Origin of the sequence: Microbacterium sp. As-52 (assembly GCF_049949185.1) — a bacterium.
GTDB classification, from domain to species: Bacteria; Actinomycetota; Actinomycetes; order Actinomycetales; family Microbacteriaceae; genus Microbacterium; species Microbacterium maritypicum_A.
This window is the reverse complement of record NZ_CP188171.1, coordinates 127,733-152,900: the sequence shown is the minus strand read 5'-3', so window position 1 is coordinate 152,900 and position 25,168 is coordinate 127,733. Positions and strand designations below refer to the sequence as shown.

Sequence of the window (25,168 nt, the reverse complement as noted above, 5' to 3'; positions counted from 1 at the left end):
CCCCGAAGACGCAGCGATTGTTGTTGCGACAGCGGGGGAGCTGCTGCTGCTCGGTCCCGAGCCCAAACGCGGATGCTCTCGGTGTTGTGCGCGATCGTCTTTTCTTGGACGCGCTCCATCACGCCCGCGCTCAACGTGCGCTCCGCGACGGGGTAACAAGCTTCGAGCGGTATGCCGCTAGGTCCTCGGGCAAGATTCGCCAGAGCCCGGCGAACTTGTATGCGGTGAGCTCGCCTAGGCGAATGTCCGCCCGGAGGACGAAGCCTGATCGGCCAGTGATGTCCTCCGCCTGAGCTACGGTGAAGGCGCTCAGTAGAGTTTCGTGCGTTGGTGTCGTTGAATCGGTGGATCCCACGGAACACTCCTTGTCAGTATGTGTCCCGAAGAGGCCGCCGCGACGGGACTGAGTGTTCCGGCCACGATGGAAGTTAGATGATGGCTCCGCCGGTTCGTTCTTCTGTTGTATCCATTACATTACATACATGGCAGAGTAATGTCAAAGCTATGCCAGGAGGTCTCATGCCGATCACACCAGAGTCCGATATCGAGCAACGCGGATGGACGGTGGAGACGACCGGGGCGGTCCACGCCCAGCCAGGGGTGACAATCCCCGTAATGGTGGACGCGCAGGGACCGCTCAAGTCAGCCCCTGGAGGACTAGCTCAACAACAGGGATTCGAGCTGCGGGTGCAGGCCTCGTTCGACCCGGACCGCGGCCACTACCTCTTACGAGGCCTTTCTGTGAAGGCGCCCGCCGCCGACGAGGTGACCGGCACCTTACTTCGAGGAATCGCACCGTTAGCTGTGCTCAGATGGATCCTTCCACGCACTTTCGAACTCAACCACTCGGCCCTCACGGCGGCGGTGGTCAACTTCGTTGCGCCGGAGCTTCGAGACGTTCGCGATCCGGATAGCCTTGAGAAGATTCGGTCGGTCGACCTGAAGGACGTCGCGACCATCTACTCACTCGCCAGCATCGTCCGTTACCCACCCGCCAAAGCGGTCGCCGAGGCATTCGAGTTTCCATCGCGGACGGCAAGTAACTGGATTGCGCGAGCTCGAGCGGCGAACCTGATCTAACTGGATGCAGCCGCCTAGGTCGAATCATCGCCAGTCGAAAGTCACACGCTCCGGATTCAAACCACGCTTGCCCACTGCCTCTGCCGGCACTCGATGCACCCGAGGCACGATCAGCTCGCGGATGACGTGACGTCGACGAGCGATGTCGCCCTTGTCTGTCCACTCTGCCCACGTGTCTCGAACCTGCCGGGATCGAACGAGTTCGACGATAAGGGGGTCAGCTCCTGCAAGTGACTCAAGCCGCTTTTGGGCCGCTTCGATTTTCGGTTCGACGAGATCTCGTTGCTCGGTGAGCATACGTAGATCCCGACGGCGCTCGGCCTCCGCTGCGACTTGCTCGAGCCATTGCTCATGGCCTCGGATCTCGTCGACGATCGACTTCCGCTCGGCGTCAACTTCCTCGTCTTGTCCGCCAAGGGTGGCGAGGAAGTCGGGGCGTTCGAGGCGAGCGAGGACTAGCTCGGTAACCAGCAGGTCGAGATGCTCTTCGCGCATCGAGACGTGGAAGCCGGGTCGTCCCGGGGTGCCGATGCAGTTGTAGGCGTAGTAGCGAGGCCGCGGGAGGGCGTTGCCGTCTTCGTCGAGCTTTGGTGAGCCGGCATTCTGTTTTCCGGCCCGCATTCGAGCGCCGCAGATCCCACACAGAGCGATCCCGGACAGCAGGTGGGTAGCTGGCCAGTTGTTCGACTTGAAGCCGCGTGATGTCATCGCAGACTGGAGCCGCTGCCAGTCGTCGGGGTCGATCAAGGCGGGCCAGATGCCGTCGTACGTCGCAGCCTCCCCTTCTCTGGGATTGTGCACTCGCTGCCCCATGTACACAGGCATAGTCAACATCTGCTTCACAGCCGGAGCGGTCCACCCCAGAGACTGTCGGTGCTCCGAGCGCGCGGGACGTCGCGGCGGGATCTGACGCTCGTTGAACATGGCAGCGATGTCGTAGTACGAGCGCCCAGCAAGAACCATCGCCGCCGCTTCCTTGACGACCCACGCTTGATCCGGGTGCTCGATGATCTTGTCCAGCACCTTGGTTCCGTTGGGCGTCACGGAATAGACCCGCTGATAGCCGTAGACGTTCTTTCCGTGAGGACGACCACGCTTTGCCGCCGCGCGCATGTCGCGTCGAAGCCGCTCGCTGGTTTTGTCTGACTCGTACTCAGCGTCTGAGGCGTCTTCGCGGAGGCTGCGGCGGTCTCGCGCGTTCGCTGGGTCGTAGACGCGATTGTGGGTCAGGACCCAGATGCTCACGCCGCGTTCGCGGCACAGGTCGATGAGGTCGATCCACTCGCCGGTCCGGCGAGAACCACGGCTCGACTCCCAGATCGCCAGGAGGTCGGCGTCGAAGGTGCTGTCCTCGAGATCCGAGATCAGCTGAGCGAATCCCTCACGTTGCCGTCGCGCGTAACGGCTGGCACTTCGGTTGTCATCGCGGTAAGGGGAGGGGTGGACGTGCCATCCGCGTCTCTCCGCCTCGGCGACGATTTCATCGTGCTGCTGATCAGGACTCTTCCCGGTGCCTGAACGATCGAGCGAGACGCGAAGATACTCACGCACACGTTTGGCTGAGTCGAGAGGCATCGCGTCGAGCTTACCGCTGGGCGCTCGCACGACATGCGCTCGCAGCTCACGGTCGGCGATCAGATCGATCGAGTTCTCCGGCGCTGATCGGCTTCGTTTGTCGTCGCTACGTTTGCATCATGATTCACCGTCCCTCTCCACTGGTCGTGGGTCGCGAACACCCCGCAGGGAAGAGCAGGTGGGCTGACCCCGTTTCGTAGGTCCAGTCGTTATGAGAGTCGTCCTGTTGTCCGCGGTCGCGGGCAGGGAGACTGGTCAGATCATGACGAACAGCAGGAAGCGTCACACCCCGGAGCAGGTCGTCCGTAAGCTCGGGCAGGCCGACAGGATGCTCGCCGACGGTCAGGACGTCGCGGCGGTGTGCCGGGAGCTCGTGGTGTCCGAGCAGACGTACTACCGGTGGCGGAACCAGTACGGCGGCCTCAAGGCCGACGACGCAAAGCGCCTGAAGGAGCTGGAGAAGCAGAATGCGACCCTGAAGCGTCTGCTCGCGGAAGCGGAGCTGGAGAAGGCCGCGCTCAAGGAGCTGGCTGAGGGAAACTTCTAAGCCCGGACAGGCGCCGCGCCGCCGTCGATCACCTCAAGCGCAAGCTGCGGGTGAGCGAACGGATGGCGTGCCGTCTGGTCGGGCTGAGCCGCTCCGCGTATCGGCGACCGCTCAAGGGCGACACGGTCGCGGACCCGGATCGGGCGTTCAGGGAGTGGCTGCGCGCCTGGGCGAAGGACCATCCCCGCTACGGGTACCGGCGGGCGTATCACGACGCCCGCGCCGAGGGGTGGGTGGTGAACCACAAGAAGATCCAACGCCTGTGGCGTGACGAAGGGCTCCGGGTCCCGCAGCGGCGTCGACGCAAGCGCGTCGGGTCCTCGACCGTCGACGCGCCGACGGCGGACGCGCCGAACGTGGTGTGGGCGGTGGACTTTCAGTTCGACGCCGACGAGCACGGCCGACCGATCAAGATCTGCTCGATCGTCGACGAACACACCCGGGAGTGCATCGGCGGCCTCGTGGAGCGCTCGATTACCGCCGACCGACTCACCGCCCACCTCGAGGACCTCGTCGCCGCCCGGGGCGCCCCGGCGGTGCTCAGGTCGGACAACGGGCCGGAGTTCATCAGCGAGGCGATGGCCGACTGGGCCGGCACCCGCACCGGCCTGTCCTACATCCCTCCGGGCTCGCCGTGGCGCAACGGGTACGTCGAGTCGTTCAACAGCCGGATCCGCGACGAGTGCCTCAACATCAACAGCTTCTACTCGCTGCTGCACGCGCAGGTCATCATCGGCGACTGGAAGGACGAGTACAACCACCACCGCCGGCACTCCTCGCTCGGCTACCTACCCCCAGCCGAGTACGCTCGACAGTGCACCCATCAATTGGAAACCGACGACTCACAGAACGTCCGGACCGAATGAAGGGGGCGGCTCACAGGGCGATCTTGCGGACGTGCCCCGTTACGAAGGTGTTCTCGTCGCCGTTAGCTGCCCGGATATCGAGCAATAGTTCGCGACCGTAGATTTGTTGGGCCAGGCGGGGGAGAGCGCGGTCTGAGCTTCTCCATCAAACCGGGCGTGCATGCCAGAGTCCTCGGTTGACTCGTGCCCTCGTGAAGAGCCGACCTTTGTCCAATCCATGTCCATGCGGTCTGACCCGGTTGTAGCGCGAGCGCCGCACGCTCGAACTGGTTTTGTGCATCATCGTCCACTCGTGCCCGTCGGGCGGTTCCGGGGCCGATCCTCATGCCACGATGAAGCATGGAAAACTCAGAGGGTGAACCCCCCGCATATCTTGAGGGCGCAGCGCCTCAAACAGGCTATGTTGGCGCGAGATGGTGGAGTTTGGATATCCATGCTCACTCGCCGGCATCGTTCGATTACGGTGGGTTGGAGGGCGAGACAACGACCAATCCGCGGCCTTCGTTTGAGACTTGGGTCCGTGCATACATCGATGCTGGCGTCGACGGGATCGTAGTAACTGACCACAACTCGCATGAAGGGATTGACGCGGCGCGAGCCGCGCTCAGAAAACTCCAGGACGCTGATCCCGGTTTGCCGCCACTTGTGATTTTTCCAGGAGTCGAGCTGACTCTCGCTGGAGGGTTTCATGCGCTTGCCGTGTTCGAGCACACGTGTGATGCCTCCATCGTCATCCGGGTGCTCGCGCGGTGCAAGTTCGACGGAACGCCAGGACGAAGCGATGATGTCGCCGACATGACTGTGAACGCGGCCGCTGAAGTGGTTCGCGACTTGGGCGGCATGCTAATCCCGGCCCACATCGACCAGCGCGCTGGCGTCCTCGATATGGATCCCCGCGAACTAGAGACTCTTGCCGCCAGCGGTCATGTCATCGCGGCTGAAGTTGCTGATGACGGCAAGGTGGGCGAGGCAAGCAAACGTGGGTGGGTGCCTCTTCTCGGGTCCGACGCGCATCACCTAACCACGGATGGTGCTCCGGATCCGGCTGCAGCAAAAGCGCCGGGGACTCACCTGACGATGGTTAAAGCTGAGACACTCACTATGGAGGGCCTTCGATTGGCGCTGGCCGAGCCGTCAGAGTCGATCCGTCGTTTTCGACGAGGTGACCACGACCTGAATGATGTGAAGCACGACCATATCAAAGCGATCATGGTGAGGCACAGGGGCGAGCATCGTGAGTTTACGTTCGGCCCATGGATGAACTGCCTGATCGGCGGTCGTGGCGTCGGGAAGTCAACGCTCGTTGAGCTCCTTCGCCTGGCGCATGGTCGGGTAGAAGAGCTGCCAGCCAATCTCGCGGCTGATCTGGCTCGATTTGCGCCAACGACAGATGCGAGCGAGCGATGGTGGAATGACGAGACTGAGATTGAGGTGATCTACGCACGAGGCGGACAGCTGCTGAGGATCAGGTGGGAGGGTGCTTCACCTTCACATTCAAGCCTCGCGCTTTGGGATGGATCGGCGTGGGAGCAGCAATCGGGACGAGTAGTCGATCGTGCGCCTGTGCGAGTCTTCAGCCAGAAACAGATCTATGAAATGGCGACCAAGCCGCAAAGCTTCCTCCAGCTTGTCGACGACATGCCGGAGATTCAAAAAGCCGAGTGGGAGGAGCAATATGAGGAACTCCGGCTCAAGTTCAAGACCGAGCGGAACACGCTCCGACAGCTCCTTGCAGAGTCGGAGAAGGCTGACCGCCTGAAAGGACAGCTCCAGGAGGTGCAAGCGCGACTACGCCACCTCGAAGATCTTCGTGCTAGCCCCGAGTACGCGACGCTGTCTCAGCTCGAGACGAAGACGCGGACTGTCGACTCGGCGGACTTGATGAGCAGCGAGATCGAAGCGATCATCGCTCAGCAGGCCGCCTCGCTTCGCACCCTGCCCATGGACGCCGATGAAAGCACCGAGTATCTGGACTACGTGGCTTCTTACGAGAGCGCGGCCATACTCCTCGATCAAGCCGCGGCAGTTGTCCGCTCCGCTCGTCAGGCTTGGATAGCTACAGGCACAGCGAAGTACTGGACCGAAGAGGCTGCGCGGCTGGGTGCGTGGATGAACGAACAGGGTGGTGTATCCGCTGCGTCCGCCGATCAGACCAGTCACGACCGAAAACTCGAAGCAGAGCTGACGGCCGAACTCAAACAGCTTGAGAACGCGGAGGCTAGGCGCAGCGCGCAAGAAGGGGTGATAGACGAGGTAATGCGGAGTATCCGTGCGAAGCGGGCTGAGCTTTTCACCCGCAGGCGGGACTATACGAAGAGTCTCAACGCTACGCAGGGAACTCGCACGAAGCTGGAGGTCTTCGAACAGGGAAGCGTTGCAGGCCTCGGTGATGAGTTGCGCACGTTGTTGCGGACACCTGATTCGTTCGAAGGAGCGTTCGCTCAGGATGGGATCCCGTTGTTAGTGAGCGATAAGGTGCCGCAAGACTCGCGATTCCCGCAGGACGTTTCGGGCTTCAAGGGCAAGTTGATTCAGCTCGTTGAGGCCGGCATTGAATCGGAGATTGCCAGCGCAGTGAGGATCGATGGTCGGTTTTACTCCAGGCTAGCTACTTCTGACAGCTTCGATCTGGTCACCGACATCATGCTTTGGTTCCCCGACGACCTCATTCGTGTGATGTACCAGGCGAACGGGCAGGCAGACTTCGTGGCCGTCGATCGAGGATCGCCTGGTCAAAAAACTGCAGCCCTTCTGGCTGTGATCCTTCAGATGGGGGACGAGCCCCTCTTGCTCGACCAGCCTGAGGACGACCTTGAGAACAAGCTGATCAGGTACCTCGCTGTGGAAACCCTCAAGAAGATCAAACAGAACCGGCAACTGATCGTGTCCACACATAACGCTAATGTGGTTGTGACCTCCGGAGCCGAGAACATCCTGGTGCTCGAACACGACGCGGCGTTGCCCGCTATCGAAGCTTCTGGAACATTGCAGCACCCCGACGTCAAGGACAGCGTTCGCGAGATCCTCGAAGGCGGAGAGGACGCAATCCGCACGCGCTTCATGCGATTGGTCGGCGTGCCTAGCTAGGTAGCTGATAGCGCTGCTCCTGTGTCGCCCATCATCCTTCGGCGGCACAGGGGTAGCGTCATCCGGTTAGCTACCCACCTCTTTCACAAACCGTATCCGGAGCGAACTGCGCGATCGTGGTCGGCGCGATCTTCTGGCTGACGGCGCTGTGCGGAGGCGGCCGCCGGTTGCGTGTTCTCCTGTCGCTCGTGGGCCTGACCGGGTTCGTGGTTCTGGTGACTCCCGAGCCGAGTGTGATCCGGGCGGGGGTGATGGCGGCGGTGGGGATGCTCTCCGTGCTGTCGGGGAAGCCGAGCGCCGGGGCCGGGATGCTGTCGCTGTGCGCCACAATCATTCTGGTTGCGGACCCCTGGCTCGCGGCGACGCCGGGGTTCGCGCTGTCGGTCGTCGCCTCGGGTGCGTTGATCCTGCTCGCCCCACCTCTGGCGCGCGGCTTGGCTCGGGGGATGCCGCGCCCCGTCGCGCTCGCTGTCGCGGTCCCGCTCTCCGCGCAGCTCGCGTGCGGCCCGATCATCGCCTTGTTCGCGGAACAGCAGTCGTTGGTCGGTATCGCCGCGAACCTGATCGCGGGGCCCGCAGCCCCGGTCGCGACGGTGATCGGGCTCCTCGCCTGCCTCGCCGCTCCGTTGCCGGTGCTCGCTGACCTGCTGACGGCCTCGGCGTGGCTTCCCGCGGCGTGGATCGCGACGACCGCGACCACCACGGCCCAGCTGCCGGGCGCGCAGGTCCTGGTACCGCCCGGCCTCGGCAGTGCCCTGGTGGTGGCGGTGGTGAGTGCGGCGATCGCCATCGTGCTGATGCGTGCCCCCACGCATCAGCCGGGCTCACGTGTGGAGCGGGCGGCTGCCTGGGGACGTCGCGGTGCGGCGGTGATCGTCGTCGTGGTGCTGTCGCTCGCCGGTTCTCGTGCGCTTCTCGACGGCCCCCTCGCCACGGCGACGACCCCCGACGCCTGGGCCGTCGCGGCGTGCGATGTCGGGCAGGGTGACGCGGTGCTCGTGCGCTCGGCGACCCAGGTCGCTTTGATCGACACGGGGCCGGAGCCCCAGCCACTGGCCTCATGTCTGCGGTCGCTCGGCGTCGAGCGCATCGACCTTCTCGTCCTCACCCATTTCGACCTCGATCACGTCGGCGGGGCTGAGGCGGTGCGCGGTCGTGTCGACGTGGTCATGCATGGTCCGATCGCCGAGGACGCCGATCGACGCCTCCTCGATGACCTCGTCGATGGAGGCGCACGCGTCCACGCGGCGTCGGCAGGCCAGCAGGGCATGCTCGGCGAGGCCGCGTGGCGTGTGCTCTGGCCGCTGCGCCATTCCGCTGCTTTTCCCGACGGCAACGATGCGAGTGTGGTGATGGAGTTCGACGGGGGAGAGGTGCCCCGCTCGATCTATCTCGGCGACCTCTCGGCCGCGCCCCAGCGCATGCTGCAGCGTACGGCGAGGATGATGCCGTACGCCGTGGTCAAGGTCGCGCACCACGGCAGCGCCGACCAGGATCCCGGCCTCTACGAGGCGATGCGGCCCCGGGTGGCGCTGTTCAGCGTCGGAGCGGACAACGACTACGGGCACCCACGTTCCGAGACCCTCGATCTCCTGGCGGCGACCGGTGCACATGTGCTGCGCACCGACGAACGGGGGCGCATTCTGCTCGGTCTTCGCGACGGCGAACTGCAGGTCTGGACGGAGAAGCCTGCCGGATGAGCCGCTCGGATCAGCCTCGAAGGAGCGGAACCATGTCGGCGACCGCCGGTAGGCTGGATCCATGGCAGCTTCGCGAACCCCTTCCCGCGGCGGCGCGAAGCCCACCAAGATCCCGCAGGTCTCCTGGCGTGAGCCGCACCCCGCTCCGATCGTGCTCGTGTCGGGCCCGGAAGAGGTCTGCGCCGAGCGCGCGATCGCCGGCGTTCGCGACTACCTCCGTGCCGAGGACCCCGCGCTCGAAGTGAGTGACGTACGGGCCGATGATTACGCACCCGGCACGCTGCTCTCCCTCACATCGCCGTCCTTGTTCGGGGAACCACGTCTCGTCCGCGTCTCCGGCGTGGAGAAGTGCTCCGATGCCTTCATCCAGGAGGCGGTGTCGTATCTCGACAACCCGCAGGAGGGCGCGACCGTCATCCTTCGCCACACGGGCGCCAGCGTGCGAGGCAAGAAGCTGCTCGACGCTGTCCGTGCCGGGAACGGCGGCGGTATCGAGATCGCCTGCCCTGCCATCAAGCGCGACAGCGACCGAGTCGACTTCGCCGCCGGCGAGTTCCGCGCGGCGAAGAAGCGCATCGCGCCTCCGGCTCTTCGAGCCCTGGTCTCGGCCTTCGCCGACGACCTCACCGAGCTCGCCGCGGCCTGCCAGCAGCTCATCGGAGACGTCGAGGGCGACATCTCCGAAGACATCGTCACCAAGTACTACGGCGGTCGGGTCGAGGTGTCGGCGTTCGTCGTCGCCGACACGGCCATCGCCGGACGCTACGGCGAGGCACTCATCGCCCTCCGTCATGCTCTCTCGTCGGGCGCCGACCCGGTTCCGATGGTCGCGGCCTTCGCCATGAAGCTCCGCACGATGGCACGAGTCGCCGGCAACCGCGAGCCGAGCCGCCAGCTCGCTCAGCGTCTGGGGATGAAGGACTGGCAGGTCGACCGCGCACGCCGCGATCTCACCGGCTGGAACGAGCGGTCACTCGGAATGGCGATCCAGGCCACTGCCAGGGCCGATGGCGAGGTCAAGGGTGCGGCACGCGACCCGATCTTCGCGCTGGAGCGCATGGTCACCGTGATCGCCACTCGTCAGCCGTTCGGCGAGTAGTCGAGCGAGAGCGGTCAGTCGGCTCCGACTGCGGAGACGCTCCGAGGCAGCAAGAAGGCCCGCCCCGACGAACGGGACGGGCCTTTCTCAGAAGCTTCAGCTCAGAGGGAAGCGACCTGCTTGGCGAGAGCCGACTTGCGGTTCGACGCCTGGTTCTTGTGCAGGACACCCTTGCTGACGGCCTTGTCGAGCTTGACGGCAGCCTTCTTCAGGGCGGCCTCTGCGGCGGCCTTGTCACCGGCGGAGACGGCCGTGCGAGTGGTGCGGATGACCGTCTTGAGCTCGCTCTTCACGGCCTTGTTGCGCTCGCGCGCCTTCTCGTTGGTCTTGTTGCGCTTGATCTGCGACTTGATGTTTGCCACGTGTGGACGCTTTCTGTACAGGAGTGTTCGGAATGCCGGCAGCAGAAGAGGGCTGCTGCACAGCGGTCGTGAGGGAAGAACCCACACGCAAGCCAAGAGTCGAGTCTACCAGCAGAGGGGCTGTTGACGCGAAACGACGAGGAGAATGCGAGACGCAGTCGCGCATTCGATGGTACCGGGTGCAGAATCATCACTATCTCGACACTGATGTCAAGGAGCCCCATGACCCCCGCGTTCCCTCGCCTGTCTGCGCCTGCCGGGCTCCGCTGGTCCGCCGCGACCTCAGCGTTCCAGATCGAGGGGTCGCGCCCCACCGGGATATCCGGTCGTTCCATCTGGGATGACTTCCTCGAGAGACCGGGAGCGATCGTCGACGGATCGACGGCGGATCCCGCGTGCGACAGCTACCGGCGCCCCGAGGATGATGTCGCCCTTGCGGCGGGCCTGGGTCTCGACCGCTACAGGTTCTCGATCCCGTGGGCTCGCGTGCAGCCCGACGGCCTCGGCCGCGGTGACGCGTCGGCCCTCGATCACTACTCGCGCCTGGTCGATCTCCTCCTCGATGCCGGGGTCGTCCCGTTCCCCACCCTGTTCCACTGGGAGATGCCGAGTCTCATCGAAGCAGGCGGCGGCTGGCTCGAGCGCGATACCGCGGAGCGCTTCGCCGACTATGCGGCCATCGTGGCTGATCGTCTCGGCGACCGGGTGCAGCACTGGTACACCCTGAACGAGCCCGCCATGATGACGCTTCAGGGATACGCGGTCGGCGCGCTGGCGCCCGGGAAGCAGCTCCTCTTCGGCGCGCTGCCGACCGCTCACCATCAACTGCTCGCCCATGCTCGCGCGGCAGCCGCTCTGCGGGAGCGTGGTGCCGCATCGGTCGGACTGGTCAACAACCACACTCAGGTCCTGCCGCTGGGCGACACCGCTGAAGACCACCAGGCCGCAGCGGTCTACGATCTGATCCACAACCGGATCTTCAGCGAACCCCTCCTCGCCGGAACATACCCCGACCTGGAATCACTCGGCCTGCCCCCGATGCCTGTGCAGGACGGCGACCTCGAGGCCATCGGCCGCTCGATCGACTTCTACGGCATCAACTTCTACAACCCGACCACGGTGAGCGCCGCCGAGCAGGAGAGCCCGATCCCGTTCGACATCGTGCCCACTCCGGGAGTCCCGGTCACCGGGTTCGGTCCGGAATGGCCGATCATGCCGAGCGCGCTGCGCGATCTGCTGATCGACCTGCACACCCGGCATCCGCAGATGCCGCCCGTGATCATCGGCGAGAACGGTGCCTCGTTCCCGGAACCCGAGCGCGCCCTCCGCGTTGATGACGCCGATCGGATCGCCTATCTGGCGGGACACATCGCCGCGGTAGGGGAGGCGATCGATGCGGGGGTGCCGGTGGAGGAGTACACGGTGTGGTCGCTGCTCGACAACTGGGAGTGGGCTGACGGCTACACTCAGCGCTTCGGACTCGTCCACGTCGACTTCGAGACGGGGGAACGGACCCCCAAGGCGTCGTACGACTGGTACCGCGGGATCATCGAGAGCGCGCGGACGGATGCGACCGCTGCCACGACGGAGGCGGCGAGATGACCGAAGCGACCGGAACGCGCCCGGTCCGCGCGGATGCGCGCTGGATGTCGCTGTTCACGCTCGCGTGGCTGGCGATCTGGACCGTGCAGCTCACGCCGGTGCAGCTGCTCCTGCCGCTGCAGCTCGACACCCCGCAGGACGACTGGATCCGGGGCGTCGTCTCCTCGGGACTGGTTCTCGGAATCGGCGGGTTCGCCGGGATCATCGCGGGACCGGCGGCCGGCGCGCTCTCGGACCGCGCGGCTGCGGGCCGCCACCGTCGGCGTCCGTGGGCGCTGGGCGGTGTGCTGCTCACCGCGGTCTGCCTCGTCCTCACCGGCTACGCGCAAGGGCCATGGGCCGTGGGCGCCGGTTGGGTCGGGGTGTCGATCGGCGTGGCGGTGTCGTCCGCCGCCTTCACCGCGCTGATCGCCGACCAGCTGCCGACGACACAGCGCGGGGCCGCCTCCGCCGCGGTCGGGTCCAGCCAGGCTGTCGGCATCGTGGTCGGGGTCGGCCTCGTTGTCCTGCTCGGTCTCGAGCTCCGGGAAGGCTATCTCCTGCTCGCCGGGATCATCGCGGTGGTCGGTACGACGGCGGCGCTGCTGCTGCCCGATCCACCGACCACGGAGGCGATGCGGCCGAAACGGATCGGACGCCGCCACCTGGACTCGCTGCGCGATCGCGACTTCGCCTGGATGCTGTCCGGGCGCCTGGTGACGAACGTCGGCAACGCACTCGGGACCGCGCTGTTCCTGTTCTTCCTGCTGCACGGCCTCGGTCAGCCCAGCGCCATCGCCCAGGACAACCTGCTGCTGCTGATCGTCGTCTACACGGTGTTCGTCGTCATCGCCTCGGTGATCACGGGGATCGTCTCCGACCGGACAGGGAATCGCCGGACGCTCACGGTGGCGGCGACGGTCGTGCAGGCGGCCTCGGGGGTGGCGATCGCGCTGGTACCGACGTTCGAGATGACGATGGTCGCCGCCGCGCTGATGGGCCTCGGCTATGGCGCGTTCTCGACGGTGGGCCTCGCATTCGCCGCCGACCTGCTCCCGGATGAGCAGGACCATGCGAGGGATCTCGGGATCGTGAACGTGACAGCCGCGCTCGGGCAGCTCATCGGCCCGGTTCTGGGGGCGGGACTGGTCGCGCTGGTCGGCGGCTTCTGGCTCGTGTTCGTCGCGGCGGCGGTTCTCTCCCTCGTCGGCGGGCTGCTCACCGCGTTCGCGCGGCAGCCGGCCAGGGCGTCATGAACTCGAGGGGTCAGGCGCCACTCCCCGCGCGGCGTCACGCTCCACGGTCGCGATGGCGAGCTGCAGCACGGCGTTGAAGATCTGCGGCCGCATCGCGGTGACGAGGTGCGTCGTGCGTGGCACGATGATGAGCTCGGCATGCGGGGCGAGCCGTCGGAACAGTGACTCGTTGAGCCGCAGCTGGTCGTACTGCCCGTTCACGAACCAGAGCGGAATCGTGATGCGAGGGATCGCCGCGGCGATGTCGAGCGCGGCCAGACTGCGCAGCGCGGCGTCCTGGGTGTCGAGCGCGTAGCCGCCGGCGGCGAAGTCGGACCGGGTCTCCACAGGCACGGTGGCTTCGAGGATCCGGCCGGTCAGCCACATCCCGCGGTCGGGAAGGGCATCGACGGCTCGAGTGAAGAGACGGTAGGCCGCGAGCCCGGCACCGTGGGGGATCGAGGTGCAGGACGCCGCGATCAGCCCCGCGACGGGAGGTTGCTCCGCGCCCCCGACATACGCGAGGCAGAGCAATCCGCCCATCGAATGCCCCACCAGCAGGACGGGGCCCTTCTCGGCCGCGGCGCGCACCGCCTCATCTATGGTGTGCAGCGCCTCGTGGAGGGTGAAGTCCTCCTGCATCCGCGTACCGTGCCCCGGGAGGTCGACGGCGGTGAAGGCGTAGCCACGCTCCTCGAGGTAGGCCGCCTGGGACCGCCACATGGTGGCGGACGTGCGGATACCGTGCACGAAGACGATCTGGACGCTCACGGGTTCAGCATAAGGAAAGCGGGGCCGGTGGATGAACCACCGACCCCGCTTCGACACCATGTGTGTCAGAGAGTGTTACTTCTCCCAGCCGACATTCTCGACCGGCTGGATGCCGAACAGGTCCAGACCGACGTAGGGCTCGGGCGTGAGGTTCGCCAGGCCTTCCTTGACGGTGTAGATCTGCGGGCCGTTGTACAGCGGGATGAGGCCCCAGCGCTTGTAGATCTCCGGCTCGAGCTTCATCGCGGCAGCGGTCTGCGCCTCGGGGTCCGACTGCGACTCGACCTTGTCCTTGATCTCGGCGTCGAGTTCGGCGTCACCGACACCCGACAGGTTGAGACCCGAGTCCGAGCAGTACAGCTGGCAGAACCAGGCGGCACCGAACGGGTCGGAGGAGGTGAAGCGGAGTCCGGAGACATCCCAGTTCTTCGACGTGTAGTCGTCGGAGAACTGGCTGGCGGGGCGGACCTCGACCTTGACGTCGATGCCGACCTCCTTCTCCTGGGCCTGCAGCGACTGCGCGAGAGCCTTCTGCGTGGCGGAGTCGCTCCAGATCGGGTACACGACGGAGAGCTTGACGCCGTCCTTCTCGCGGATACCGTCGGAGCCTTCCTTCCAGCCGGCCTCGTCGAGGAGCTTCTTGGCACCCTCGACATCGAACTTCCAGCCTGCGGCCTTCATCGAGTCCTCGTAGCCGGGCTGGAACGAGAAGAGCGTCAGCGAGCCCGCCGGGTCTTCCTGGTAGCCGAGGCCGTTCCAGGCGATCTGCTTCTGCTGGTCGATGTTGATGGCCTTGAAGAACGCTTCACGGACCTTGACGTCCTCGAACTGCGGCTTGGTCGAGTCGACCTGCAGGATGGTGTTGGCGGTCTGCTGTGCGCGATAGACCTTCGCGCCGTCGACGTCCTTGACCTGGTCGATGAGCTCCTGGGAACCCGTCTCGACCATGTCGACCTCGCCGTTCTTGAAGGCGTTGACGCCGGCCTGGGCGTCCATGCCGGTCATGGTGACCTCGTCGAGGAGCGGCGCGTCGCCCCACCACTCGGGGTTCGGCTTGAACGAGATGTAGCCCTTGTTGGCGTCGAACTCGTTGACCGTGTACGGGCCAGCGCCCCACTCGGGGTGCGGGTTGCTGATCATGGCCTCGTTGAAGGTCGTCGGGTCAGCGAGAGCCGGGTGGATGACGCCGCCGTTGAACGGCATCTGCGGCCAGGCGAACTCGCCCTTGAACGTGACGATGGCGGTCTTCGCCGTGTCGCCCTGTTCGACGGATTCGATCTCCTTGTAGCCGTCGGTCGCGTTCGGGTTGAAGCCCTCGTCGTACGAGCGGTTGGCCTTCCAGGTGGCGTCGATGGCAGTCCAGTCCATGTCGGTGCCATCGTTCCAGTGCGCCTCATCGGTGAACGTGAAGGTCAGGACCGTCTTGCCGTCCTTCACCTCGTTCTTCCACTCGGAGAGGTAGTTGTCGTTCTTGTACTGCGTGCCATCCGGCTTCATGAGGATGATCTGCGGCATGTACCACGCGGCGATGCGTGCGGTGTCGGCGCTGCCGTCGCTGTTGAACGAGTTCAGCTGCGTCGGAACCTCGCGGATCGCGAAGTTGACCGTGCCGCCCTCCTTGAGGTTCTCACGAGGCTGCGGGTTGTAGTTCGCCATCTCGACGTCGGTCGTCTCGCCGGCGTCGCCCTTGTCGCCACTGCCGGTGTTACCGGCAGCGCACCCGCTGAGCGCGAGTGCGAAAGCGCCGGTGAGTGCCAGCGCTCCCATCAGCTTGTACTGCTTCATGGTGCTCCTTTCGCCTTGCGGCGTGTCATAAGGGGAGAATAGTTCGCCGGATCCGCGAATGTCCGGGCGGCGAGTGAATATCGGCTAACCGTTATCGGACGGTGATCCGTGATCTGTTCATGAGGCCGCAGGCCGCGCTGTCACCGTGGCGGGATCGAACACGATCCGCTCACGCGTGCGCTCGATGTCGGGGTCCGGGACCGGGATCGCGGACAGCAGCGCCTTCGTGTAAGGGTGCTGTGGGTTGTCGAAGACATCGTCGACATCGCCGTGCTCGACGAAGTCGCCGAGGTACATCACCGCGACCCGGTCGGCGATGTGCCGGACGACCGAGAGGTCGTGCGCCACGAAGAGGTACGACAGCCCGAGCTTGACCTTGAGATCGTCGAGCAGGTTGATCACACCGGCCTGGATCGACACGTCGAGCGCGGAGACCGGCTCGTCGAGCACCAGGATCTTGGGGTTGGTCGACAGTGCCCTGGCGATGCCGATGCGCTGACGCTGGCCTCCGGAGAAAGCCTGCGGGAAGCGATCGCTGTGCGCCGGGTTGAGTCCGACGAGGTCCATCAGCTCCTTCACACGGCGGTGCGCCTCGGCCTTCGGGGTACCGATCGCCGAGAGCGGCTCCGAGATGATGTCCGCGACCGTCATACGCGGATCGAGCGCTCCCATCGGGTCCTGGAACACGATCTGGATGTCGCGGCGCAGCGCCCGCTCCACCTTGTGGCTGTGGATGTCGTTGACGCTCGTTCCCGCGATGACGATGTCGCCGTCGGTCTGCTTCACCATGTCCATGATCTGCAGCAGCGTCGTCGTCTTGCCGGAGCCGGATTCACCGACGATGGCCAAGGTCTCACCCTCGCGCACGTCGAAGCTGATGCCCTTGATCGCGTGCACCTCGCCGACCTTCCGCTTCAGGAACGCGCCCTTGAGCAGAGGGAAGGTCTTGGTGAGGTTCTTCACCTCGAGGGTGATGGGGCGTTCTTCACGGGGGAGTCGCGTCAGGGCGCTCTCCGGTGCCTCGCGCACCGGATACACGGGAAGACCGCCGAGCAGGCCGCCGTCGGTGATCTCGTTCGCACGGATGCAGGCCGCACGGTGCTCTTCGCCGCCACCGGTCAGCACGGGAAGAAGCTCCGGCTCGCGGGTGCGGCACGCGTCCATGACGATGGGGCAGCGGTCCGCGAACGGGCACGCGTCCGGAAGATTGATCAGCAGCGGCGGGTTGCCCTTGATCGGGGTGAGCGGTTCCTTCTCGGCCTTGTCCACGCGGGGAATCGCGCCGAGGAGACCGATCGAGTACGGCATCCGGGTCTGGTGGAACAGCTCGCGCACGGGCGCCTGCTCGACGGGCTTGCCGGCATACATGACCATCACGTCGTCGGCCGTTCGGGCGACGACACCCATGTCGTGGGTGATCATCATGACGGCGGCACCCGTCTCGGCCTGCGCCTTCTCGATGAGGTCGAGGATCTGCGCCTGGATCGTGACGTCGAGAGCCGTGGTGGGCTCGTCCGCGATGATCAGCTTCGGATCGTTCGCCATCGCGATCGCGATCACGACGCGCTGGCGCATGCCGCCCGAGAACTCGTGCGGGAACGACTTCATCCGCTTCTCGGGCTCGGTGATGCCCACCAGCTTGAGAAGGTCGATCGAGCGTGCGGTCGCCTCCTTGATGCTGAGGTTGCGGTGCACGGTCAACGCCTCGATCAGCTGAGCGCCGATCGTGTACACCGGCGTCAGAGACGTGAGCGGGTCCTGGAAGACCATCGAGATCCCGTTGCCGCGGATGGCAGAGAGCTGCGTGTCGGTCTTGCCGAGAAGTTCCTGGCCGTCGAACACGATGGAGCCGGTGACCTTGGCGTTCTCGTCGAGGAGGCCCATGACGGCGAGCGAGGTGACGGACTTGCCCGACCCGGACTCGCCGACGATGCCGAGGGTCTTTCCCGCCTCGAGGTCGAAGGAGACGCCGCGGACGGCGTCGACGCGGCCGGCCTCGGACGCGAAGCTGACCCGGAGGTCGCGGACGGAGAGTACGGGGCTCATGCGCGGCCTCCTGCAGCCGAAGTGGGATCGAGGGCATCGCGCAGTCCATCGGCGATGAGCGCCATCGATACGGTCAGCAGCGTGAGGATCAGTGCGGGGAAATAGAACAGCCACGGCGAGCTGACGATGGACGAGCTGCCCTCGCCGATCAACGAGCCGAGCGACACATCGGGGATCTTCACGCCGAAGCCGATGAACGACAACCCGGTCTCGGTCGTGACCGCCGCGACGATGCCGAGGGTGAAGTTGATCACCAGCAGCGAGCCGATGTTCGGAATGAGGTGACGCGTCACGATGCGCAGTCCCCGGACACCCATGTACCGAGCGGCCTGGACGTACTCGCGCTCACGCAGCGACAGGGTCATGGTCCAGATGATCCTCGCGGGGAAGAACCAGCTGACGAAAATCATCACGAACGCGATGACCCACCACACGCCGCCGGAGTCGTTCGAGATGATCGACAGCAGGAGGAAGGTCGGCACCACCATCATGAAGTGGATCACCAGGAGAGCGATGCGCTCGAACCAGCCGCCGAAGTACGCGGCCGCGGTCCCGACGAGCGCCGAGAGGATCGTCGTGCCCACCGAGACGGTGATCGCGATCATGAGGGAGCGTTGCAGGCCGATGGCGGTCTGCGTGTAGGTGTCGTTGCCAGCCCCGTTGGTGCCGAACCAGTGCGCAGCGGACGGCGGCTGGCTCAGGGCGAGGAAGTCCATGCTGTCGACGGCGTACGGCGACAGGAGCGGTCCGAGCGTCGAGAAGAGGATCAGCACGAAGAGAACGACGACGCCGCCCACTGCCGGCTTGTTGCGCATGAACCGGCGGGTGTAGAGCGTCCACTTGGACAGCGACTTTCCCGAGGCGCGGTCGGCGGTCGGCGGCACGGCCGGCGGCTCGACCAGGGGATCGATCATATCGGTGGTCATTTTCAGCTCACCCTCACTCGCGGGTCGAGAACGACGACGACGATGTCGGCGAGCACCGCGCCGATCGCCGTCAGCACGGCGCCGAACGCGGCGACGGCGACGACGCCGTTGATGTCGTTGTTGTTGATGGTGTCGAGGAAGTACCGCCCCATGCCCTGCCAGGCGAAGATGCGCTCGGTCAGGATCGCGCCGGTGAAGATCGTCGGGATCGTGAAGGCGACCTGCGTCGCGACAGGGATGAGCGACGTCCGCAGGGCGTGCTTGCGGATCGCCTGAGACTTGGTCAAGCCCTTCGCGCGCGCCGTGCGCACGTAGTCGGCGTTGATGTTGTCGAGCAGGAGCGAACGCTGCAGGAAGTGGTACTGGGCGTAGCCGACGATCACGAGCGCGATCGTGGGCAGCGTCAGGTGCTGCAGCGTGTCGACCAGGACGGGGAAGAAGCCGGTGACACCGGGACTCGAGGAGCCTGTCACGTAGAAGATGCGGACGCCGGTCCACTCGTTGAGCGAGATCGCGAGAAGGACGACGGCGAGGCCCGCGACGATGATGTTCACGTTCATCGTGATGATCGAGGTCGCCTGACCGATGCGGTCGGCGAGCTTGTACTGACGAGAAGCGGTGTAGACGCCCAGCCAGATGCCGAGCACTGCGGCGATGATCGTGGCGCCGAGGACGAGCTCCGCGCTGATCCACATGCGGTAGGAGACCTGCTCGTTGACGGACTGACCGGTCGGGCTCACACCCCAGTCCCAGCGGAACAGGATGCTGCTGAACCAGTTCCACCACCGCTCGATCAGGGGAACGGTGTCGCTGAGGTTGCGCGGGGTGAGGACGTTGTCGATCTGCTCAGGCGAGAGCGGGGGACGCCGTCCCACGTAATTGCTGCGCGGATCGAGGAAGCCCCACGCCAGGAAGAACGTGAGATTCGTGGCGACCACGATCATCAGCAGCCAGCCGAGTGCTCGGCGCAGGAGGTACTTGATCAAAAGGGGTCAGTCTTTCTCTTCTACAGACGCGCTCGGGATCTGCCGACGCAACGCTGAGTCAGTTGGATACACAATCGCCATCCACCGAACTCTGCGATGCGACGACCATCACGGGGTATGTGACGGAGTCTTATCGCTTGCGGGATCCGGTGTCACGGATTTTCCCTGGCAACTTCGGGAGACTATCACCGGTATGGCCGAATCGGGGATTAGCCTCCCCTGACCGTACAATCGAGTGGACATGTCCCCACGCGCTCTCACCCCTCTTCAGCCTGCTGCGACGCCGGCTGCGCAGATCCGTAATTTCTGTATCATCGCCCACATCGACCACGGCAAGTCGACGCTCGCCGATCGCATGCTCCAGATCACCGGAGTCGTCTCCGATCGCGACATGCGCGCGCAGTACCTCGACCGCATGGATATCGAGCGTGAGCGCGGCATCACCATCAAGAGCCAGGCGGTCAGGATGCCGTGGGAACTCGATGGCCAGACCGTCGCGCTGAACATGATCGACACGCCCGGCCACGTCGACTTCACGTACGAGGTCTCGCGTTCGCTCGCGGCCTGCGAGGGAGCGATCCTGCTCGTCGACGCGGCACAGGGCATCGAGGCGCAGACGCTCGCGAACCTCTACCTCGCGCTCGAGAACGACCTCCACATCATCCCGGTGCTGAACAAGATCGATCTGCCGGCCGCCGACCCGGAGAAGTACGCGAAGGAGCTGGCCTCGCTCATCGGCGGCAAGCCCGAGGATGTCCTTCGCGTCTCCGGCAAGACCGGCGTCGGCGTCGAGGATCTGCTCGACCGACTGGTGCAGGAGATCCCCGCCCCGACCGGGGACGCGGATGCTCCGGCCCGCGCGATGATCTTCGACTCCGTGTACGACGCCTACCGCGGAGTGGTCACGTACGTACGCATGGTGGACGGCAGCCTCTCGCCGCGCGAGCGCATCCAGATGATGTCGACCGGCGCGAACCACGAGGCGCTCGAGGTGGGCGTGTCGAGCCCAGAACCGACTCCGACCAAGGGACTCGGCGTCGGAGAGGTGGGCTATCTCATCACCGGTGTGAAGGACGTGCGTCAGTCGAAGGTCGGTGACACGATCACCACGTCCCGGAAGCCGGCCTCCGAGGCCCTTCCCGGTTACACCGACCCGAAGCCGATGGTCTTCTCGGGCCTGTACCCGATCGACGGCAGCGACTATGCGGAGCTGCGCGAGGCGCTCGACAAGCTGAAGCTCTCCGACGCCTCGCTCGTCTACGAGCCGGAGACCTCGGTCGCGCTCGGCTTCGGCTTCCGTTGCGGGTTCCTCGGGCTGCTGCACCTCGAGATCATCACCGAGCGTCTGGCCCGCGAGTTCAACCTCGACCTCATCACGACAGCGCCCAGCGTGATCTACGAGGTGCTCACGAGCGACACCGGCGAGACGGTCACCGTCACCAACCCCAGCGAGTACCCGGACGGGCGCATCGGCTCGGTGTCGGAGCCGATGGTCAAGGCCGCGATCCTGCTGCCGAAGGACTACGTCGGCACCGTGATGGAGCTGTGCCAGTCGCGCCGCGGAACGCTGCTCGGCATGGAGTACTTCTCGGAGGAGCGCGTCGAGCTGCGCTACAACATGCCCCTCGGCGAGATCGTGTTCGACTTCTTCGACCAGCTGAAGTCGAAGACCCAGGGCTACGCGTCGCTCGACTACGAACCGTCCGGTCAGCAGGAGGCCGACCTCGTCAAGGTCGACATCCTTCTCCAGGGCGAGAAGGTCGACGCCTTCAGCTCGATCGTGCACCGCGACAAGGCCTACGCCTACGGCACGATGATGGCAGAGCGCCTGCGCAAGCTCATCCCTCGCCAGCAGTTCGAGGTGCCGATCCAGGCGGCGATCGGTGCGCGCATCATCGCCCGCGAGACCATCCGTGCGATCCGCAAGGATGTGCTCGCCAAGTGCTACGGCGGTGACATCACCCGCAAGCGCAAGCTTCTCGAGAAGCAGAAGGAGGGCAAGAAGCGCATGAAGATGGTCGGCCGCGTCGAGGTCCCTCAGGAGGCGTTCATCGCCGCGCTCTCGGGCGACGTCGAAGGCAAGGACAAGAAGTAGCGACGTCTGATCGCGCCCTGGGATGTGACGTCCCGCGGCGCGTGGGGGGTGTTCGCTCAGGTAACGCGAAGTAGGGTGGAAGTCATGCGGCGCGGGACTTTCCGAGACGACACGGTGGACTATGCGGCCGTGGGTGCGACCCATGCGCCCGACCTGATGCAGTACCCACCGGAGCGCAGCATCCCGGCGGAGGAATCCTGGCGCATCGGCAGTGGGGTCGAACGGTTCCAGACGGCTGGCGAAGCGCTTCTGTCGTGGACGGCGCAGCGTGCGGCCGGCCTCTCGGTCGAGGACGTGCGACCCGCGCCGGGACCTGCCTACGCCGGAGTGAGCTTCGACGCGGAAGGCAACCCGATCGCTCCGAGCAAGCGAGACGTCGAGCCGCGGTACGACGCCGAGGGGATGCCGTTCGTCGGGGCGGGGATGACCCTGCACCTTCGCGGACGCGTCGCCGGCATGCGCGCCGATTCCGAGCTGCGCGTGATCTCCGTCACCGAGGAGACCCGACGTGTCGGGTTCGTCCTGGGCACGGTCGGCGGATCGGTCGTCAGCGGCGAGGAGTCGTTCGACGTGGACTGGCGTGAAGACAACGACGAGGTGTGGTTCACCGTCCGGGCCTTCGATGCGCCCAACGGTCTTCTCTACCGCACGATTCCCGCGCTCGTGAAGCGTCGTCGTCGTGAGCTCTTCGCACGCTACCTCCGGGCGATCTCTCCGCTCTACGCGACCCCGCTCTGATGGCGGGACCGCTTCCCCTCGGAGATCCCGCGCCAGCGGACGGGCGCCTGCCGTCCGACCTCGCGATCGACACGGCCGTTCCGTTCTCGGCATACCTGCACATTCCGTTCTGCACGGTGCGCTGCGGGTACTGCGACTTCAACACGTACACATCCACCGAGCTGCGCGGGGCGAAGCAGGAGGACTACGCGTCCACGTTGATCTCCGAGATCGCCCTCGCCCGTCGTGTGCTGGACGACGCCGGGGCACGGCGGCCGATGGACACGGTCTTCTTCGGTGGAGGTACGCCCACCCTTCTTCCCGCGGGTGACCTCGCACGCATGCTCGACGCGGCGACCGACGCGTTCGGCCTGGCCGAGGGTGCGGAGGTCACGGTGGAGGCGAACCCCGACACCGTGACACCTGAGGTGGCCCGCATTCTCGCGGATGCCGGGGTGACGAGGATGTCGGTGGGGATGCAGTCCGCCGTTCCCCACGTGCTCGCCGCGCTCGATCGCACCCATCGCCCCGAGAACGTGCGCACCGCTGTCGCCGCCGCGAAGGATGCAGGTCTCGCCGTGAGCGTCGATCTGATCTACGGCGCACCGGGGGAGTCGCTCTCCGACTGGGAGGCCTCTCTCGATGCTGCCCTCGCGCTCGAACCCGATCACATCTCCGCGTACGCGCTCATCATCGAGGACGGTACGAAGCTGGCCCGCCAGATCCGCCGCGGCGAGGTGCCGACGCCGGACGACGACCTGCAGGCCGACATGTACGAGCTCGCCGATGCGCGCCTGGCCGACGGTGGCTTCGACTGGTACGAGGTGAGCAACTGGGCGCGCACGCCTGATCGCCGGTCGCGGCACAACCTCGCGTACTGGCGGGGGAGCGACTGGTGGGGCTTCGGTCCTGGTGCGCACAGCCACGTCGCCGGCCTGCGGTGGTGGAACGTGAAGCACCCGGCCGCGTACGCGCAGCGTCTCTCGGCATCCGAGTCTCCGGCAGCCGGCACCGAGCGCCCGGACGAGGAGTCGCGCACGCTCGAGCGCATCCTGCTGCTCAGTCGTATCCGTGAGGGCATCGCCGTCGACGACGTGCCGAGTGCGAACCGGAGCAGGGTCGCCGGGCTCATGGCCGACGGGCTCGTCGACCCCGTTGCAGCGCTGCAGGGGCGCATCCAACTGACACTGCGGGGCCGTCTTCTCGCGGATGCCGTGGTCCGCCAGCTGACCGACTGATTCCTTCTCGGAATCATCCGGGAAGCAGATCCATGCCCGCTGTCCGCCGCTGCGTCACCGTCGCGCTGTCCGCATCGAAGACACGCGTCCGGCGGTCCGGCCCATAGGCGGGCCACCCGGGGTCTCCGGCGGTCGCGAACCCGACCCAGGCGGCGTTCATCTCGGCGGCGAGCCGGCGCGGAGCATCGGGACCCGCCAGTCGCTCGGCCTCGGCATCATCGAGCCGATCGAACACGAACCCGAGCTCGAGTGCGTGGGCCGCCCGCAGGTCACGCACCGGACTCGGCCAGGCGAACTCGTAGACGTAGGTCGTGTCCGGGTGGGCCGCCGCCACACGGCTGAGGGGCGCACGCAGCATCATGTCCGTGACGAGCTGCCCGAAGATCTCCCCGGTGATCGCGTCGGGGAATGCGGATCGGTACGCGGTCACCGCGCGCCGGGGGATGCGTGACAGCAGCCGTGCGGCCTGCAGCTTCATCCCGCCGATGGCGGCCAGCGCCTCCGGCGGGAACCAGAGCCGATACTCGTCGGTGTTGCTGCCGATGAGGAGCGGGGTGTCGATCTCCCCGAGCACCTCATGCGGCGAGCGGGGAAGGCTCTCGGCGTCGATCGCGAACTGGAACCCCGGTGCCCCGCCGAGGGGTGACGATCCCGCCGATTGCGCCGTGCGTGCGTCCAGCAGCTGGTCGGGTGTCAGCGCGGCGAAGGCCTCACGGTCGGCCCGCACACCGAGTCGCTTCGCGATCTGCGCGGTCACTCTTCCTGCCTTCCGCGCGGTCTGGGCGCGAAGTGGGCCGGACTCGATGATCGCGCGGCTGATCAGTTCACGGGAGGTGTCCCGCGCGAGGAGACCGGCCACGATCGCGCCACCGGCCGACTCGCCCATGGCGGTGATCTGCGCCGAGTCGCCGCCGAACGCCTGGACCTCTCGGTGCACCCACTCCAAAGCGGCGGCGGCATCGCGCAGGCCGAGATTCCGCGGGGCGCCGTCCAGCACCGAGAAGCCCTCCGAACCGAGTCGGTAGTTGATCGAGACGAAGACGAGGCCTGCCGCGGCGAACACGGTGCCGTCGTACAGCGGCAGCGCGGCGGTCCCTCGCTCGAGCGCGCCGCCGTGGATCCAGAGCAGGACGGGCGCGCCAGAGGCATCAGCGGGAGCCCACACGTTCGCGGTGAGGATGTCGTCGCCGTCGATGCGCACAGATCCCAGCAGCTCGCCGATCGCTCCGGCGTAGGGGACCTGGGGTGGTGTCGGCCCGAACTGCGTCGCCTCTCGCACGCCCTCCCAGGCCGGGACGGGTTGCGGTGCGCGGAAGCGGTTCTCCCCGAACGGCGCCTGGGCATAGGGAATGCCGAGGTAGCGGACCACCCCGGCCTCCTCGGTGCCGCGGACGAGGCCGTTCGACAGGGTGGCCTGGGGTGAGGTGGTCATGAGCGTCATCCTAGGGTCGTGCGTCCGCGGTACGGAGAAT

At 65.9% G+C, this 25,168-nt stretch carries 18 protein-coding genes; 10 read left to right on the top strand and 8 right to left on the bottom strand.

Annotation, left to right across the window (positions count from 1 at the left end):
* Positions 1–519 precede the first annotated feature (519 nt).
* The gene (locus ACLFA2_RS00720) at positions 520–1,080 is read left to right on the top strand and encodes a hypothetical protein (RefSeq protein WP_426621850.1); all 561 of its coding nucleotides are present in this window, start codon (positions 520–522) and stop codon (positions 1,078–1,080) included.
* A 24-nt stretch (positions 1,081–1,104) separates the two neighbouring features.
* On the opposite strand, the gene ACLFA2_RS00715 is transcribed toward ACLFA2_RS00720, so the two are convergent.
* The gene (locus ACLFA2_RS00715; protein ID WP_426621849.1) at positions 1,105–2,655 is read right to left on the bottom strand and encodes a recombinase family protein; all 1,551 of its coding nucleotides are present in this window, start codon (positions 2,653–2,655) and stop codon (positions 1,105–1,107) included.
* Positions 2,656–2,917: 262 nt separating this feature from the next.
* Between ACLFA2_RS00715 and ACLFA2_RS00710 the strand changes: the two genes are divergently transcribed.
* From ACLFA2_RS00710 to holA, 4 genes are all read left to right on the top strand, one after another.
* Positions 2,918–4,068, top strand: a protein-coding gene (locus ACLFA2_RS00710; RefSeq protein WP_426621584.1) for an IS3 family transposase whose coding sequence is annotated in 2 segments (ribosomal slippage) — positions 2,918–3,188 and positions 3,188–4,068 — 1,152 coding nt in all. Because the reading frame shifts where the segments join, the coding sequence is not laid out codon by codon here.
* Positions 4,069–4,407: 339 nt separating this feature from the next.
* Positions 4,408–7,155, top strand: coding sequence for a TrlF family AAA-like ATPase (locus tag ACLFA2_RS00705; RefSeq protein ID WP_366236764.1), 2,748 nt, complete (start codon positions 4,408–4,410; stop codon positions 7,153–7,155).
* Between the two features lie 116 nt (positions 7,156–7,271).
* On the top strand, positions 7,272–8,855 hold the full coding sequence (locus tag ACLFA2_RS00700; protein WP_426621848.1) for a ComEC/Rec2 family competence protein: 1,584 nt from the start codon (positions 7,272–7,274) through the stop codon (positions 8,853–8,855).
* A gap of 61 nt (positions 8,856–8,916) precedes the next feature.
* Entirely contained in the window at positions 8,917–9,954 is a 1,038-nt protein-coding gene (gene holA, locus ACLFA2_RS00695; RefSeq protein ID WP_426621847.1) for a DNA polymerase III subunit delta, read from the top strand.
* A gap of 101 nt (positions 9,955–10,055) precedes the next feature.
* Here the strand turns inward: holA and rpsT are convergent, their stop codons facing one another.
* Positions 10,056–10,316, bottom strand: coding sequence for a 30S ribosomal protein S20 (gene rpsT, locus ACLFA2_RS00690; RefSeq protein ID WP_017830351.1), 261 nt, complete (start codon positions 10,314–10,316; stop codon positions 10,056–10,058).
* Positions 10,317–10,538: 222 nt separating this feature from the next.
* Between rpsT and ACLFA2_RS00685 the strand changes: the two genes are divergently transcribed.
* Entirely contained in the window at positions 10,539–11,918 is a 1,380-nt protein-coding gene (locus ACLFA2_RS00685) for a glycoside hydrolase family 1 protein (protein ID WP_426621846.1), read from the top strand.
* Positions 11,915–13,153 carry an MFS transporter gene (locus ACLFA2_RS00680; RefSeq protein WP_426621845.1) on the top strand — a complete coding sequence of 413 codons (1,239 nt, stop codon included), beginning with the start codon at positions 11,915–11,917 and terminating at the stop codon, positions 13,151–13,153. The genes ACLFA2_RS00685 and ACLFA2_RS00680 overlap by 4 nt, the downstream gene beginning before the upstream one ends.
* On the opposite strand, the gene ACLFA2_RS00675 is transcribed toward ACLFA2_RS00680, so the two are convergent.
* The 5 genes from ACLFA2_RS00675 to ACLFA2_RS00655 form a co-directional block, all read right to left on the bottom strand.
* Positions 13,148–13,903, bottom strand: a complete 756-nt coding sequence (locus ACLFA2_RS00675) for an alpha/beta fold hydrolase (protein ID WP_426621844.1) — start codon at positions 13,901–13,903, stop codon at positions 13,148–13,150. The two genes, ACLFA2_RS00680 and ACLFA2_RS00675, sit on opposite strands and share 6 nt — an antisense overlap.
* 75 nt (positions 13,904–13,978) lie before the next feature.
* Positions 13,979–15,688 (bottom strand): ABC transporter family substrate-binding protein, encoded by a 1,710-nt coding sequence (locus ACLFA2_RS00670; protein ID WP_021198558.1) that lies wholly within the window; start codon positions 15,686–15,688, stop codon positions 13,979–13,981.
* Between the two features lie 117 nt (positions 15,689–15,805).
* Entirely contained in the window at positions 15,806–17,734 is a 1,929-nt protein-coding gene (locus ACLFA2_RS00665; protein WP_021198559.1) for an ABC transporter ATP-binding protein, read from the bottom strand.
* Complete coding sequence (locus tag ACLFA2_RS00660) at positions 17,731–18,660, bottom strand: ABC transporter permease (protein WP_031206745.1); 930 nt, start codon at positions 18,658–18,660, stop codon at positions 17,731–17,733. Before ACLFA2_RS00660 ends, ACLFA2_RS00665 begins: the two co-directional genes overlap by 4 nt.
* Positions 18,661–18,662: 2 nt before the next feature.
* Positions 18,663–19,646: an ABC transporter permease gene (locus ACLFA2_RS00655; protein ID WP_021198561.1), complete on the bottom strand. Its 984-nt coding sequence runs from the start codon at positions 19,644–19,646 to the stop codon at positions 18,663–18,665.
* A gap of 241 nt (positions 19,647–19,887) precedes the next feature.
* On the opposite strand from ACLFA2_RS00655, the gene lepA reads away from it, so the two are divergent.
* The 3 genes from lepA (at position 19,888) to hemW (ending at position 23,696) form a co-directional block, all read left to right on the top strand.
* On the top strand, positions 19,888–21,741 hold the full coding sequence (lepA, locus tag ACLFA2_RS00650) for a translation elongation factor 4 (protein WP_021198562.1): 1,854 nt from the start codon (positions 19,888–19,890) through the stop codon (positions 21,739–21,741).
* A gap of 84 nt (positions 21,742–21,825) precedes the next feature.
* Complete coding sequence (locus ACLFA2_RS00645; protein WP_017830360.1) at positions 21,826–22,479, top strand: DUF1990 family protein; 654 nt, start codon at positions 21,826–21,828, stop codon at positions 22,477–22,479.
* Positions 22,479–23,696 carry a radical SAM family heme chaperone HemW gene (gene hemW, locus ACLFA2_RS00640; RefSeq protein WP_021198563.1) on the top strand — a complete coding sequence of 406 codons (1,218 nt, stop codon included), beginning with the start codon at positions 22,479–22,481 and terminating at the stop codon, positions 23,694–23,696. Before ACLFA2_RS00645 ends, hemW begins: the two co-directional genes overlap by 1 nt.
* Positions 23,697–23,709: 13 nt before the next feature.
* Here hemW and ACLFA2_RS00635 read toward each other — a convergent pair whose 3' ends face one another.
* The gene (locus ACLFA2_RS00635) at positions 23,710–25,128 is read right to left on the bottom strand and encodes a carboxylesterase/lipase family protein (RefSeq protein WP_040569600.1); all 1,419 of its coding nucleotides are present in this window, start codon (positions 25,126–25,128) and stop codon (positions 23,710–23,712) included.
* Positions 25,129–25,168 lie beyond the last annotated feature (40 nt).

What these genes read in the sequence shown, in the direction of transcription:
- ACLFA2_RS00720 (WP_426621850.1), top strand. Translation starts at nt 520, where the DNA reads ATGCCGATCACACCAGAGTCCGATATCGAGCAACGCGGATGGACGGTG.
- ACLFA2_RS00715 (WP_426621849.1), bottom strand. Translation starts at nt 2,655, where the DNA reads ATGCCTCTCGACTCAGCCAAACGTGTGCGTGAGTATCTTCGCGTCTCG.
- ACLFA2_RS00705 (WP_366236764.1), top strand. Translation starts at nt 4,408, where the DNA reads ATGGAAAACTCAGAGGGTGAACCCCCCGCATATCTTGAGGGCGCAGCG.
- holA (WP_426621847.1), top strand. Translation starts at nt 8,917, where the DNA reads ATGGCAGCTTCGCGAACCCCTTCCCGCGGCGGCGCGAAGCCCACCAAG.
- ACLFA2_RS00685 (WP_426621846.1), top strand. Translation starts at nt 10,539, where the DNA reads ATGACCCCCGCGTTCCCTCGCCTGTCTGCGCCTGCCGGGCTCCGCTGG.
- ACLFA2_RS00680 (WP_426621845.1), top strand. Translation starts at nt 11,915, where the DNA reads ATGACCGAAGCGACCGGAACGCGCCCGGTCCGCGCGGATGCGCGCTGG.
- ACLFA2_RS00670 (WP_021198558.1), bottom strand. Translation starts at nt 15,688, where the DNA reads ATGAAGCAGTACAAGCTGATGGGAGCGCTGGCACTCACCGGCGCTTTC.
- ACLFA2_RS00665 (WP_021198559.1), bottom strand. Translation starts at nt 17,734, where the DNA reads ATGAGCCCCGTACTCTCCGTCCGCGACCTCCGGGTCAGCTTCGCGTCC.
- ACLFA2_RS00660 (WP_031206745.1), bottom strand. Translation starts at nt 18,660, where the DNA reads ATGACCACCGATATGATCGATCCCCTGGTCGAGCCGCCGGCCGTGCCG.
- lepA (WP_021198562.1), top strand. Translation starts at nt 19,888, where the DNA reads ATGTCCCCACGCGCTCTCACCCCTCTTCAGCCTGCTGCGACGCCGGCT.
- ACLFA2_RS00645 (WP_017830360.1), top strand. Translation starts at nt 21,826, where the DNA reads ATGCGGCGCGGGACTTTCCGAGACGACACGGTGGACTATGCGGCCGTG.
- hemW (WP_021198563.1), top strand. Translation starts at nt 22,479, where the DNA reads ATGGCGGGACCGCTTCCCCTCGGAGATCCCGCGCCAGCGGACGGGCGC.
- ACLFA2_RS00635 (WP_040569600.1), bottom strand. Translation starts at nt 25,128, where the DNA reads ATGACCACCTCACCCCAGGCCACCCTGTCGAACGGCCTCGTCCGCGGC.